We start from the raw sequence: 15,069 nt of genomic DNA on the forward strand, positions 1-15,069 counted from the left end.
GACCATTCTGCAGATATTTTTTCTCAGACTGATCTGTACACCTGCAAAATGGTCTTTCGTTATTTTTATATATGTTTTAATTTTCCGGTTTTTTCTGCTTCTTCCAATAATTTCCGGTTTCCGGCATTCATGGTACCAAAATCCTTCAGCGGGCAACAGACTTCCCGGCATTTTTTCATAGCTTCCAGTGCTTTCTGATAAGCTGCATCGGAAATACACTCAAAAGGCTTCTCCGTGATCACTTCACATGCGAGCTCTTTTGCCACCTGATAATCCGCATCATTGGTATGAAGAACTCCTGTGATAAATGGAATTCCCTGGCGCTGCAGCTTCCGGTATGCGGGAATACCACTTCCGTTGCCTCCAATGATGAACACCTCCGGTTCTCCGGCCGGCGGTTCCATCTCCACACAGCCAAACTCTGCGTTATAGCTTCCACGTGTGATTCCATAAAGTTCACAGATATATTCCGATGTAAAAATCTCCTCCGGTGTGCCGTATTTTTCGATGTGATCGCCATGAACACAGATCACCTGATCGGATATCTTCTGGGCAAGATCCAGCTCATGAAGTGACATGATTACTGTAACTTTTTTTTCCAGAACCATTTTTTTCAGGATGGCAAGAAGCTCCAGCTTGTGCCGGATATCCAGAAATGAGGTCGGCTCATCCAGAATGATGATTTCCGGCTCCTGACAGATGGCACGTGCAAGCAGAATTCTCTGACGCTGTCCGTCACTGATCGCAGTAAAATCCCGGTCTTTTAAGTCCCAGGCATGAACCATCTCCATGGCATTGCGGACTTTTTTCCTGTCCTCCTCCGAAAGGATTCCAAGAGTTCCCGTATAAGGATAACGGCCGGTCGCTACCACATCCTCGCAGGTCATAAGCTCCGGGCGCATCCGTTCTGTGAGCACTACAGCCAGCTTCTTTGAAACTTCCTTGTTGGTCATCCTGCTCATTTCTGACTGTTCCAGATATACCGTTCCGCTGATCAGGGAAAGCTGTCTTGTGATACTCTTGAGGATCGTAGATTTTCCGGCACCGTTTGGTCCGATCAGCGTCAGGATCTCTCCTTTGTTCAGTTTGATATTGATCTCACGGATCAGAGGCTTTCCATCATAACCAACGGTAAGCTGATCCGTATAAAAAAAGTATGATTTCATTTTTATATCCTCTGCTGTCTGTGAATCATGATATAGATAACCACCGGTGCTCCGAAAACGGCTGTCACAGAACTGATGCTCAGCTCTGTCGGGGCAAACACTGTTCTTGCGATAAGATCACAGAACAGGCAGAACACTGCGCCACCCAGGAAACAGGCCGGAATCACCAGAAGCGGCTTTGCTGTCTTCAAAAGACTTTTTGCAATGTGCGGAACTGCGATTCCCACAAAAGAGATCGGTCCCGCAAAGGCCGTGACACAGGCAGACAGAATACTGGAAAGCAGGATCAAAAGAATCCGGAATGCCTTAATATTTACTCCCATATTTTGTGCATATGTCTCTCCCAGCTGATATGCGCTGATGGGTTTTGACATAAAGAATACGATCACCATGGTAACAAGCACCACCACTGCCATGGTTCGCACATTTCCCCAAGTCATTCCGGAAAAACTTCCCAGTGACCAGTTATGAAGATTGACGATATTGGAATCGTCTGCAAAGGTCACCACAAAATCCGTGATCGCCGAGCAGATATATCCGATCATAACACCACTGATAACCAGCATGGACATGTTGTGAACTTTTTTTGCCACAAGGAGCACAAAGCCCATGGAAATCATGGAGCCTGCAAAAGCCGCAAGGATCATAGCTCCGGATCCGATCGCAACCGATCTGCTGAGAAGAAAGATCATCAGAAGTGCCACGATCAGCTTGGCTCCGGAGGAAATTCCCAGTACAAACGGACCTGCGATCGGGTTATTGAAAAACGTCTGCAGCAGAAAACCTGAAACGGAAAGCGCGCCGCCCAGGATAATAACTGCCAGAATTCTCGGAAGACGGATCTCCCACACAATATTATAGGAAGTTTCATCTCCCTGATGCCGGAATATGATATTCAGAATGTCTTTCACAGAAAGATGGATACTTCCGGAATTTACATTCCATATGAATAAAATGATCAGAAGTACTGCAAGGATCACAAAAGCGATCCCATACCGGACTGTTCTTTTTCGGTCGTGCATTTTTTATATATCCCCTTCCGTGTTTTTCTTCCACAGGATCATCTGTGCACAGTGATCCGCCCTCGACAGATATCTTATTTCAGCCGGTGCATATAAGTCAGCTCATCCACAGAAGCATCGTCACTGGTCAGCATGGTATGAATATCCTCGATCATAGTTCCCAGTCCTGTTGTCTCCTGGAAAAGATTTTTGCCTGTGCACCAGACATTCCCATTCTTAACTGCCTTGAAATCTGCAAGGAGCTCGCTTTTTTCAAGAAGTTCATCAATCGTCTGAAGCTCTCCGTCGATGGTGCTGTTATAGATAATATAATCCGCATCCTTCGCTTTTGCATAAAATTCTTCCATCTGCATGTTCATGGTAGAAAGCGCATTATCGTTGGCTCCTGTATCCTCCGGAACATATTTGCCACCTGCCAGGGAGATCATCTCGGAAACATAATCTCCGCTCTTTCTTACATTCACAGCACCTGTGGAATTGATGTAAAAGAACGCTACGGTCTTATCCGTCTTGTCCGCTGTGAGGACCTTATCCAACTTGTCTGTCTGTTCCTTGAAAGCTTTTTCTGCAAGGTCTTCTTTTCCAAGGAGAACGGCGTAAAGCTTCATCCACTCTGTTCTTCCAAGTGGATGGCTCTCGTAACTGGAACGCTCCACAAGAACCGGAATTCCGAACTGTTCCAGCTTCTCTTCCACCTCCGGATTGTGATGAATCATGGTTGACTCGATTGCCAGGTCGCAGCCTTCATTAAGGATCAGCTCATAATCCGGCGCGCTATATTTGCCTGCGTAGATCATCTTCTTCTGCTTCATGGCATCTTTGGCTTCCTGGATATACCAGCCATCCTCCTTCGTTCCGGAGAGATGGATGCTGTCGATTCCGTCAATGGCACGAAAAAGATCCATGGCAGAAGTCGCAACCATATAAATATTGCTGATCGGCTGTTTCAGAACTACAATATCCGAAGGCAGGCCTTCCGGTGCTTCTTTTCCTTCCGGAACTACCAGAAACTGTCCTTCCTGATCAATAGTGATCAGTGCGTAACCTCCCTCGTAATAATCCACATTGAATTCCTTTGCATAAGAAAGCTCCATGCTGTGATCAAAAGTAAGATCCTTAATCTCTGTCGGTTTATGTTCTGTCTCTGCGGCCTGCACTCCCACGGTCATTCCCAGAACAAGAAGCATTGTCAGAACCAGATATTTAATTATTTTTTTCATTTTTCTGCCTTTTTCATGGATGTGGAATCAAAGGTCAGCGTGTAGTCGATCTCATGAGGTGTACTCATGGCTACGGTATCTGCTGTCACTTCCATCTCTGCATCAAAAACGGTGACCGGAATCTCAAATGTGGAATTTCCGTCTTTGTTTACCGGTGTGTATTTCTCGCCGTCAACGATCATATAATCATAATTCGGGCTGCTCCAGATGATGGTTGCTGTGGCTTCCTTGTCCTTAATCTCTATTTTTGCAGGAGACTCTACCGTTGCTCTTCCTGAACCGCCGGCAAGTGTTACATCTGTTTCATAAGTTCCGTCCTCAAGCTTCAGGTCTTCCAGCTTCTTACCGTCGGATTTTTCAGCAGATTTCTTGCTGTCTGTGCTCTTGTCTTCCTTCGCATCATCGGATTTTTCTTCTTTTTTATCAGATGCTTCCGTTGTCTCTTCTGCTGCTGTATCATCCTTTTCCGGATTCTTGACGCTGACCTTATGGTCGTACCATTTTCCCTTCTCACCGAGGATTGCCACATCAAACTCCTCGTCAATAGCCGGTACCGGGATGTCAAAGCCATATACCTCTTCTGTATAACCATCGCTGTATTTCACAGTATCAGTGGTCGGCTCAATAATCTCGGCTCCGTCCTTTTCGGCATCCTCTGCTGTTCCCTGGAAAAGATTTACGATCTTTTTGGAAACCAGACTTACGTGAATGGTCATTTTTCCATCCTTTACTGTCAGTGTTCCCTTCTTGTCATTTGCCTCGTTTACATGAAACATACTGCTGTCTGTATCAAATTCTGCCTGGTAGGTACCATCCTCCAGTGTGCTTTCTTTGGCAGTATCTGTCTCCTTCTCGTCCTCTGCCTTGGCATCTTCACTGGATTCTGTCTTTGCGGAATCATCTTTTGCCATTACCGGCACAGATGCAAGCATCATGGCAGATGCACTTACCATTGCAAGAAGCAAATTTACATAACGTTTTTTCATAATTAGTTTCTCCCTTCCTTATGTAAAACATTTTCTTAATATGAAGCATTTTTCTTGTATATACAGCATTTCAGGAAAGCACTCCATAAGCTCCTGTCTCATGCAGTACTCTCCTGAACCGCTGTTTTCAATAGCAATCTGCCCGGAAGACAGTCTTCCTAGTCTTTCCGGGCAGTTACATTCATTTTCTATTTTTATCTGACTGAAGATCAGATATATATTTTTATTCTGCGGAATCCTCAGCGGAATCTGCGGATGCGTCAGACTCTGCAGAAGCATCTGCGTCTGCGGACTCATCGGAGCTTCCAAGAGAATCGATTGCAGCTTTTGTATGATCTACATAGATCTGCTCAACAGCTTCAATTCTTCCAAGACCCTCGATCTGGCAGTCTACCTTGTCGAAGTCTCCGGATGCTGTAAACTGGCTCTTCCAGGAATCCTCCTCATCACCGGCCATATCGTTGTTTGCATGGTCACCGGCAACAACCATCAGCGGACGAAGAACAACGTTCTTGTATCCTGCCTCTTTAACTTTCTCGATAACCTTATCACATGCGGTATCTTCCGGCTTACCCTCTACAGTACCGATGAAAGCGTTCTTGAGTCCAAGGTCTTCCATCTGTGTCTGCATCTGATCATATGTAATATTGGCTGTATGGGAAGTACCATGTCCCATGAATACAAATGCTGTACCAGCCTCTGCTGCTGCATCCATGCTGTCGAAACCAGCTTCCTTGCATGCTGTATCTGTGATAGCCTGTGCAACAGCTTTCTTATCATCGTTGATCACAGTTGTATCGTCACCAACCTCACCAAGCATTGGCTCTGCAATTGCTACAGACTCAAATTTATCTTTATATTCGTTGATTGCTTCTGTCATCTCATCATACTCTGCGCCATGCATCAGATGTGTCGGCTGAACAACCAGATTCTTAACACCATTTGCCACTGCACGGTCAAGTGCCTGCTGCATGTTATCAATATTCTCTCCGTCTCTTGCCTCAACATGGTTGATGATGATCTGTGCTGTGAAAGCTCTTCTTACAGACCAGTCCGGATATGCTTTTGCCAGGGCATCCTCGATTCCTTTGACATCCTCTGCACGGCTGTCGTTGAAGGATGTACCAAAGCTTACTACCAGAAGCTCGTTCTCTCCGATCTCATCCTGGTTACGTGGATCATCCTTGGAAGCATCACCTGTGTCACGTCCGAAGTAGTCCGGATCAGCGTTCTCTCCCTCTACCAGCTCTTTCTGTGCGTCGGTAAGTGCATCCCATGCTTCCTTGGCTGCCTTGCAGTCCTCATCTGTTGTATCAGTTCTCTCCTGAACATAAATCTTATCGATCAGGGAAGCTACGTTGTCTGCTGCTTCTTTATCTGCATCAGAAGTCTCTGTTGTAGTGTCCTCAGCACTCTCCTCTGTTGCGGAGTCATCTGCTGCCATTGCTGTTGTAGCTGCACCCATGGAACATGTCATGGAAACTGCGAGCATCAGAGCTAACATAGTTTTTCTTTTCATTTCTTATCGTCCTCTTTTCATGTATTTTCCAGATCTGCGATACATACAAAAAACGGCTGCTCTCCGCGGCCGCCTGTCTTACATAAAGGATTCTCTTCGCAATACATAAAAAGAAGTTCTGTATTGTTATGGAGAATACAGATTCGTAAACCGCGAATCTAGGATCTCTCAATAAGGCAGTTCTCCTGACTTGGTTCAGCGCTGCTTTTCCTTCCCGGTCTCCCAGTGGTTTCAAAAACAGCTCCCCTTTCACAGTGACGGTATCGTTCCGGATTCCCACCGGATTCTCTTTTACGCATCAGATCTGATGCAACCTTATCGCTATAACATTTGCACATATTCAATTTAATCTGGATGTCTCTTTTTTACCACAAAATTACATAAATGTCAAGCCGACTGTCCGATTATTAGGAGCTTTTACCTTGAATCTGTCAGTTATTATCTGACTATATATTTTATTTATGTGAAAAATATATAGTTGATTTAAAATTATATTTTTTATTTATAGTTTACATTTCCTGTCCTGTTTTCAGAACCAGACCTGCAGTTCATTTCCAAATAGAAAAAGCCCCTTCCCATATATAACTATACATAAGAAGAAGCTCTTTCCTGATTTTATATTCCACTATATTTATTTACCAAAATATTCCTGTTTCAGATATCTGGCCACATAAATTCCGCTGGCAGATGCATGGGAAAGTGAATGGGTCACGCCGCTGCAGTCTCCGATAACGAAAAGTCCCTTGTGACAGGTCTCCAGATTTTCGTCGATTTCAACTTCCATGTTATAGAATTTAACCTCCACACCATAGAGCAGTGTATCGTCGTCTGCTGTACCCGGCGCGATCTTATCCAGCGCATAGATCATCTCGATGATTCCATCCAGGATACGTTTCGGCATTACAAGACTTAAATCTCCCGGTGTTGCGGAAAGTGTCGGTGTCACAAAGCTCTCCTCGATACGGGCTTTTGTGCTTCGTCTTCCACGGATCAGATCTCCGAAACGCTGAACCATAACACCGCCACCAAGCATATTGGAAAGTCTGGCAATACTCTCGCCATATCCGTTACTGTCATGGAACGGCTCTGAGAAATGCTTGGATACAAGAAGTGCAAAGTTGGTGTTGTTGGTATGTTTGGCCGGATCCTCGTAGCTGTGTCCGTTTACTGTGATGATTCCATTGGTATTCTCATTAACGACAACGCCTCGCGGATTCATACAGAAGGTACGTACCATATCCTCGAATTTCTCGGTACGGTAAACGATCTTGCTCTCATAAAGCTCATCAGTCAGGCGGCTGAACACCTCTGCCGGAAGCTCCACACGAACACCAATATCCACACGGTTGGAAAGTGTCGGGATCTTAAGATCTGTACATACGGACTCCATCCACTTACTTCCGCTTCGTCCTGCGGAAATGATACAGTAAGTTCCCTCGTAACGCTGATCATTCACAAGAACTGCGTAACCGTCCTCTGTTTTCTCAACCTTGTCTACAGAAGCATCAAAATAGAAATCTACATGCTCCTTCATCTTCTCATAGAGATTCTGCAGTACCACATAGTTGATATCTGTTCCAAGATGGCGGACAGAAGCATCCAGAAGATGCAGTCCGTTCTGAAGACAGAGCTTACGGATCTCACTGTTTGTTGTGGAATAGAGCTTCGTTCCCTCTCCGCCGTGCATCAGGTTCAGCTTATCTACATACTCCATCAGCTCTGTGGCAGTATCCTTGCCGATATGCTGATACAGAGTTCCGCCAAACTGATTGGTGATGTTATATTTTCCATCGGAAAAAGCACCGGCACCACCAAAGCCTTTCATGATCGCACAGGTCTTGCAGTGGATGCAGGATTTTATTTTTTCACCGTCGATCGGGCATTTTCTTTTTTCCAGAGGATGACCGGCTTCAAATACCGCGATCTTTTTCTCCGGGTCATTATTCATCAGTTCATAGGCTGCAAAAATCCCTCCAGGACCTGCACCTACGATAAGTACATCATATTTCATAAATAAAAAACTCCTTGTCTTGTGTGTGAAGCGGACAGGTTCATCCGCATTCTTGTTTCGTTTTTGCACAAACCCTGACTATTCTACAACAAGTCTGTCCAAAAGTCACTTGTTTTTTTCACGTTTTGGATTATTTTCATAAAGCTGAAGCTTTTTTCCATCTGTCTCCAGTGTGATCGCACCGTTTTTCATGGTATATTCCACCTGGGAGCCACATGCTTCCAGACGTTGTATAGTTTCCGGTGAAGGATGACCATAGGTATTCGTAGACGAACATGAAATAACGGAAATCTCCGGTTTCACAGCAGCAAGAAATGCCTCAGAGGAAGAATACCGCGAGCCATGATGTCCCACTTTCAGACAGTCCACATCCTTAAGTCTGCCTTCGGATAACAGTTTTTTCTCCGTTTCTTCTCCGATATCCCCTGTAAAAAGCATTTCGAAATCGCCATAAATAAGCTCCATTACCATAGCTTCCTCATTGACATCCTTCCCTTCCGCTCCTGCTTCCGGCCACAGAATTGAAAAGCTTATGGACGCCGAGGGGAACTTATCTCCTGCATTTGCAGTCACAACCTTCACACCTGCACGTTCTGCTGCACCGGCCAGTTCCTTCCACGCCTCCGGCTGCTGTTTCCCGCCATTCCAGCCGGGCAGGATCAGATGTCCCACACGGATTATGGTGAGTCCTTTTTCTATGTATTCCAGAAGCTCCTGCACGCCACTGATATGGTCCAGATCTGTATGGGAGATAAAAATCCCGTCCAGATAAGAGATTCCCTGATTTTTCAGTGCAGGAAGCAGGCAGTATCTTCCCAGCTCCTTCTGGCTGCTGCTGCCGCCATCAATAAGATAATGCCGGTTCTCTGGTGTCTGTATCAGAATTCCGTCCCCCTGTCCCACATCCAGACAGATGATCTTTAGATTGCCGGATAGATTAATAAATGCCGGAAGGCTTATTACAAAAAAGCCGCCGCTCAAAAGCAGCACAGCCGCAAGCCGTAATCCCCACTTCCTTCCCCTGTCGTTTTTCTGCTCTTTTTTATCCTGCTTCAGCTGTTTTATATACTGTCCCATAAACAGGACTGTGGCTAATATTCCATAATATATCATGATCTGCCAGCTCTTCGGTTCCCCTCCGATCCAGGTACACCACCGTGAGCTTCCCGCCCAGACACAAATCTTTTCATAAAGAAACAAAAGTGCTCTCGCCGGTGCGACTACCACCCTGGCCACCGGAATACTGACAAATCCCAGAAGCACAGCCGCCACTCCGCCGGCCAGCACTACTCCCACACTTGGGAGTATGAGAAGGTTCAGAACAAGTCCTGCCAGTGATATCTCCCCGAAAAATTTCAGCATCACAGGCAAAGTCACAAGCTGAATCGCAGCAGAAGAAAAAAACGCTCTCGTAAGCTTTCGTTTCGCCCCTGCCAGCGCACAGACCCGGTCTGCCGCCACGCAGATTCCCATCACACACCCAAAGGACAAAAGAAATCCACTATCCCGGATATAGGACGGTGACTCTGCCAGAATCAACATGGCAGTTATAGAAAGCGCACTTGGCAGATCATAAATCCGCCCGGTGATCCTGGCTCCCATGGCGATGAGAAACATGGTAACTGCCCGCATAGCTGAAACACTTCCACCTGTCATCATTTCATACTGCAACATTATAACCAGCGAAAAAATCCCTGCCGGCCAGATTCCAAGTCCCACTCGTTTCAAAAGGTTATAAAGGCCCATTCCCAGAATGCTGATATGCAGGCCGCTGATTGCAAGAATGTGCACGATTCCTGCCATCTGGTAACGCATACGCAGTTCCGGATCCAGACTGGTCTTATCTCCCAGCACCACCGCCTCAAAAACCGGCGCACTCTCTCCGGCAGCCAGTTCCAGCCGCTTTTTACATGCTTCTTTTATATCAGATAGCGTCTGACGGTATCCGGAGTAATTTTTTGTTTTTTTCAGAATTACGCCTTTTTTCATAAAATAGTAAATATGTCTGCAGGCGTAGTATTGTCTGCTGTTAAAACCTCCCGGGTTTGTGGGTGCCTCCACTCTTTTCAGTGTTCCTTTTATAAAAAGGCTCATCCCTGTTTTCAGTTCTTCTTCATTATTCAGAAATACTCTTACGTTATAAATTGGAAATTTTTTTGATTGATAAATAAGATATGTTTTTTTCAGATAAACAGACTGGGAAAATTCTGTGTTTTCGTACCGCTCCACCTCCCCGCAGATTCTGGAAGCGGGATGTGCCTGTATCCATCGCTGCACATTATCAGGAAGGGGATTCCCCGTAGCCAGAGGAATCCCCGTCAGATCTGACATGCCAAGAAACAACATCATCAGAAAACACAGAAGACACAATGGACGTTTTTTCATATGTGTCCTCCCATATTATGATTGTTATTTAATTAAATTTTTGTTCCACTCATAAAATTTGTATAGCTGCATATTTTTCCCGAAAGTCACTTCCTTGTTTCCCTCAATGGAAATCTCCACCTTGTCAGCACCTGTAGCAGCGATCAGGGTGTTTACCACGGAATAAATTGGAATCTGCTCATCTATATTCAAAGCATAGTCCTGAAATACAGAGTTATAATCTACATAGCAGATGCCATTGGCCCTTGTCAGGGAAAGCACTTCGGAATTCTCCGGAATTGTAGGATAATGGCCTTTTTCCAGCGGACCTCTTGCCAGCTGTTCCAGAGCCACAGTCGCCTTGGGAAGGTTTCGCCTGTAACGAACGCTTCGCTGTTCTTCCACTAACCTGTCACCATTTTTATTTGTAAAATATAAAGTAAAGGTATCGTAACTGTAAACATCACTGTCAGAACCGGAAAACTCCACAAACGTGTCACTGTTCATGACACCAACCTCTTCTCCCTTCGTATCGGTAAGCGGTTTTTTCCCCACATAAATCTCCACGTAATCAATTCCGGGAACCTGGATGAATAATTTCACTACTCCATTTCGCACAAGAAGCTCCCTTGTACGCGACATTTTGCTGTAGGCATCGCTGAATTCCAGCCGAAGCACACCATCTTTAATCGAATATGAAGAGATTTTTACGCCTTCGGGAAAAAGAGAAATCCCATCATCACGTGTCTCACGGTTATTCAATCTTTCTGAAAAATCCCGTAGCATCACTTCCGCAGTTTCTTCCTCCGGCTTGTAGGTTTCTTCCTTAAGTTTCGTCTCTTCACTGTTGATATAATAAAAGCTGTATTTCTGCTCTGTGTTCGGATTCTTTCCTGCCAGAGTCAGATATGCCACCAGACCGAGAAGGATACAGGCAGCAGTCAGGCAGATGATCCAGATTGTTTTTTTCATGCTGTACCTCCTAGGATGGGATATAGGAGAGAGGAATCTTCACATTGAATGTGGTTCCCTCGCCTTCTTTACTGGATACCTTGATTGTTCCATGGTGCATCACAATGGAACTTCTGGTAATAGCAAGACCCAGACCGGTTCCGCCGATCTCCCTGGAATGTGATTTATCCACCCGGTAAAAGCGCTCAAAGATCCTGTCTATGGAATCCTCTGGAATTCCCAGTCCGGAATCCGCTACTGTCACATAGAAATATTTATGGTCTGCATCCAGTGTTACACGGACCCATCCCTCATCTACGTTATATTTGATTCCGTTCTCCACAAGGTTACTGATCGCCAGTGTAAATTTCACTTCATCCACATCTGCATTCACCGGCCGGAACGAATCCAGGATCAGATCAATGCTTCTCTGGTCTGCGATGGGACGGAGACGTTTCAGAATGTTCTCCAGCAGGTCATTGATGTTCATGTTGGTGATATTCATATCTGCTGCTTTTTTGTCCATTTTTACCAGGGAAAGAAGATCTGTGATGATCTTGTTCTCACGGTCGATCTCCTCCGTAATATCAGAAAGAAATTCCTGGTAAAGCTCCTCCGGAACGCCCTGCTGCCCCACCAGAGAATCTGCCAGAACCTTCATGGATGTCATCGGAGTCTTCAGCTCATGGGACACATTGGACACAAATTCCTGTCTGGACTCATCCAGTGTCTTCATTCTGGAAAGCATCTTATTGAACGCATCTGTAATCAGTGCTGTTTCCGTATAATCCGGAACCGATATCTCTTCATTCTGATATCCGTCTGTCAGATCCTCAATTGCCTTCGTCACTCTCGCAAAAGGCTTCACAAGTACAGTAGACAGAAGATATCCAAGGAAGATCGCAAGAACTACAATAATTCCGATGATCAGGATTCCCTTCTGTTCCAGCTCGCGGATCGTCGCTGTTACTTCGCTTGATGAAGCCATGATCATCATGGCTCCCTGCACCTGATTCACATCCGGACTTTTGACCGGAACTGCCAGGATCAGCTTCTGACTGTCAGAATCATAACGGTAAGCATCCTCTCCCTTAAAGCAGTTCACTACTTTCTGGGATACAAGAGTTCTGCCCTCATCCACGCCGTAAGTATCCTTGATGATTCTGAAATCCCTGTCTACAATGAGAATTCTTCCGCCATAGATATTAGACAACAACTCCAGCTTGCTGTTTACAGTCTGCGAGCTGGAGTCATTCAGGTAATTCTCTTTGATCAGCAGGTCGCACATGATGTCACAGATATTTTCCATGCTCTGCACACGGTTGGCAATGGCCCGGTCCTCATAATTGGCGATCACCATCTCCGTCACTATGACACTTGGTACGATTCCCAGTATAATCAGAATGATCAGAATACGAAAGCGAAGACTTTTAAAAAATTTTCCGCTTTTTTGAAATTTCATGGGTTACGCCTGGAAATAATATCCGACTCCCCATTTGGTATGTACATATTTCGGCTCACTGGGATTGGCCTCGATCTTTTCTCTTAAGCGTCGGATGTGTACATCCACGGTACGCACATCTCCCGGATATTCGTATCCCCATACGATATTCAGAAGATTCTCTCTGCTGTATACCTTATTCGGATTGAATGCAAGAAGCTCCAACACATCGAATTCCTTGGCAGTGAGATTGATCTCTTTTCCGGAAATGAATACGCGGCGTCCTTCGCAGTCCAGCTTCAGCTCACCTGCTTCAACCGTCTTGGCTTTTTCTTTCTTTTCCTGGCTGCTTCCTGCACGGCGGATGATTGCCTTAATACGTGCCTTAACCTCCAGAATATTAAAAGGCTTGGTCACATAATCATCTGCACCATATTCCAGTCCCAGGATCTTATCCATATCTTCGCCTTTTGCGGTAAGCATGATGATCGGAACATTGGAAAACTCACGAATCTGCTGGCATACCTCAAGACCATCCATCTTAGGCAGCATCAGGTCAAGAAGAATGATATCGTATTCCCCTGCCTTCGCCTTCTCCAGAGCTTCCTCTCCGTCATAGGCACAGTCCACTTCCATTCCATCCTGCTCCAAGCTGAAGCGGAGTCCCTTGACAATCAGTTTCTCATCGTCTACTACCAATACTTTCCTGCTCATTTAACGCTCCTATTCTATTGCTATTTTATCCTTGATCTTCTCATAGGTGCCTTCCTTGATCCCGGGCACATTCATAATGTCCTCGACGGATGTGAAGGGACCGTTCTCCTCCCTGTAGGCAATGATTGCCAGGGCCTTTGATTCCCCTACACCTGTAAGAGTGGTAAGCTGGGATACATCAGCTGTGTTCAGATTGATCCGGGATGCTTCGGAGGTACTCTGGTCGGCGCTTTCCCCGTCGGACGGAACTTGTGTATCTATCATAGTTCCGGATGTCTGGCCATCTGCACCGATACCTTCTGCCTGGCTTCTCTCTCCATTCTGGACATTTCCATCCTGGGTCTGGGGAATCATCCGGCTGTCTACCTCTTCCTGGGTCGGCACATAGATCTGCTGACCATCATTAAGACTTCTGGCACGGTTAAGATAGCTCGCTGCAGCCTCCGGAAGATAGCCTCCGGCTTTCTCAATGGCCTGAAATACACGGCTATCCGGCGAAAGCTCATAGACTCCCGGCTGTGCCACAGCTCCGCAGATGTCCACATAGATAGACTGCGGCACTGTTTCGGCAGGTTCCGGCGTCTGAGAAGCTTCCTGGACTGCCGATTTATCTGAGTCCTTATCTGCACTTTTTTCGGATACCGATATTTTCTCAGTTTCCATGTCTTTATGATCTTCCGGTTCTGCATCCGCATCCACTGTCTCAGAGACTTCTTTCTCCTCCGTCAGCTCCTTTTCCAGAAACTCTGCATTGTCCTTCCCACAGCCTGTCATTCCTGCAGTCATCACAAACATAAACACTGAAAAAATAAACTGAACACTTCTGATCTTTAACTTTTTTCTCATGGTATGATGGTTCACTCCTTTCCGCATATGCGGCGGTAAGTGCTCCCTCACTCATACAAAACCATATCTTATTTTAACGAAATATTACAAATATTACAATACTTATATTCTATTTCCATTTGAAAATCACCACACCGGCAATGCAGATCAGCATTCCCAGCAGCTTTCTCCACTCAAAATCTGCCTTCTCCACACCGAACATTCCCAGAAGCTCTATAAAATACGCAACGGCCAGCTGTGAGATCACAATCAGCATAACTGCACGGGCAGGGCCTAAGCTTCCCATACTCTGGATCACGGTTATGGTAATAAAGGCACCGATCACACCGCCCAGCAGCGTATATTTATTTTCCACCTGCCACAGGGCGCTGATGCTTTCCCGTCCGGTAAATAACCATGCGATCACGCACACCAGAAACGCCGAAAACTGCACCCAGCCTGTAGAAACCCACAGGCTCGTCTGTTTTGTTACATTTGTATTAAATACTCCCTGAATGCTCATCAATGCCCCTGAAATCAGTGCTGACAAAAATCCCCACATAAAAAAATCCCTCCATTTTTTTCTGGTCAGTCGGTCAAAAAGGCGCTGCATGTTCTGCAACGCCCCTTTTTATTTCTTATATTTTATGTGGTTTTCCGGAAATTATACCTATGTTATTACTGCCAGTCCTCTTCCTCTTTATAGTATTTCTGAGCAAGATCACGGAATTCTTCAAACAGTGGATAATAAATTTTTATGATATCCTGAAATTTCTCTGCTGCAAAAGTTCCGTCATAATCGTGTGCAAGGTCTGCATACCTGCTCTTTTCCAGGTTTTTCAGGCTTCTG

At 45.5% G+C, this 15,069-nt stretch carries 12 protein-coding genes and 1 riboswitch; all 12 genes read right to left on the minus strand.

Annotated features, from left to right (window positions below):
• Positions 1–65: 65 nt before the first annotated feature.
• A complete protein-coding gene (locus WMO28_RS12450) occupies positions 66–1,166 on the minus strand; it encodes an ABC transporter ATP-binding protein (RefSeq protein WP_349057154.1) in 1,101 nt (366 codons plus the stop codon).
• A 2-nt stretch (positions 1,167–1,168) separates the two neighbouring features.
• Positions 1,169–2,188 carry an iron chelate uptake ABC transporter family permease subunit gene (locus WMO28_RS12455; protein ID WP_178643929.1) on the minus strand — a complete coding sequence of 340 codons (1,020 nt, stop codon included), beginning with the start codon at positions 2,186–2,188 and terminating at the stop codon, positions 1,169–1,171.
• A 74-nt stretch (positions 2,189–2,262) separates the two neighbouring features.
• Positions 2,263–3,408: an ABC transporter substrate-binding protein gene (locus WMO28_RS12460; RefSeq protein WP_178643927.1), complete on the minus strand. Its 1,146-nt coding sequence runs from the start codon at positions 3,406–3,408 to the stop codon at positions 2,263–2,265.
• Positions 3,405–4,394 (minus strand): hypothetical protein, encoded by a 990-nt coding sequence (locus WMO28_RS12465; protein WP_349057156.1) that lies wholly within the window; start codon positions 4,392–4,394, stop codon positions 3,405–3,407. The genes WMO28_RS12460 and WMO28_RS12465 overlap by 4 nt, the downstream gene beginning before the upstream one ends.
• Positions 4,395–4,617: 223 nt before the next feature.
• Positions 4,618–5,913, minus strand: a complete 1,296-nt coding sequence (locus tag WMO28_RS12470) for a sirohydrochlorin cobaltochelatase (RefSeq protein WP_349057157.1) — start codon at positions 5,911–5,913, stop codon at positions 4,618–4,620.
• Between the two features lie 158 nt (positions 5,914–6,071).
• Positions 6,072–6,246: riboswitch (cobalamin riboswitch) on the minus strand.
• A 298-nt stretch (positions 6,247–6,544) separates the two neighbouring features.
• Positions 6,545–7,924 carry an NAD(P)/FAD-dependent oxidoreductase gene (locus WMO28_RS12475; protein ID WP_178641915.1) on the minus strand — a complete coding sequence of 460 codons (1,380 nt, stop codon included), beginning with the start codon at positions 7,922–7,924 and terminating at the stop codon, positions 6,545–6,547.
• A gap of 105 nt (positions 7,925–8,029) precedes the next feature.
• Positions 8,030–10,309, minus strand: coding sequence for a DNA internalization-related competence protein ComEC/Rec2 (locus WMO28_RS12480; protein WP_349057158.1), 2,280 nt, complete (start codon positions 10,307–10,309; stop codon positions 8,030–8,032).
• 24 nt (positions 10,310–10,333) lie between these two features.
• Positions 10,334–11,260 (minus strand): GerMN domain-containing protein, encoded by a 927-nt coding sequence (locus WMO28_RS12485; protein WP_178641910.1) that lies wholly within the window; start codon positions 11,258–11,260, stop codon positions 10,334–10,336.
• 10 nt (positions 11,261–11,270) lie between these two features.
• A complete protein-coding gene (locus WMO28_RS12490; RefSeq protein ID WP_178641907.1) occupies positions 11,271–12,701 on the minus strand; it encodes an ATP-binding protein in 1,431 nt (476 codons plus the stop codon).
• 3 nt (positions 12,702–12,704) lie between these two features.
• Complete coding sequence (locus WMO28_RS12495; protein WP_178641904.1) at positions 12,705–13,394, minus strand: response regulator; 690 nt, start codon at positions 13,392–13,394, stop codon at positions 12,705–12,707.
• A gap of 9 nt (positions 13,395–13,403) precedes the next feature.
• Positions 13,404–14,240, minus strand: coding sequence for a helix-hairpin-helix domain-containing protein (locus WMO28_RS12500; RefSeq protein WP_349057160.1), 837 nt, complete (start codon positions 14,238–14,240; stop codon positions 13,404–13,406).
• A gap of 109 nt (positions 14,241–14,349) precedes the next feature.
• Positions 14,350–14,781: a DMT family transporter gene (locus WMO28_RS12505; protein ID WP_178641898.1), complete on the minus strand. Its 432-nt coding sequence runs from the start codon at positions 14,779–14,781 to the stop codon at positions 14,350–14,352.
• Positions 14,782–15,069: the final 288 nt, after the last annotated feature.

This window comes from Blautia aquisgranensis (assembly GCF_040096615.1).
Taxonomy (GTDB): domain Bacteria; phylum Bacillota; class Clostridia; order Lachnospirales; family Lachnospiraceae; genus Blautia_A; species Blautia_A aquisgranensis.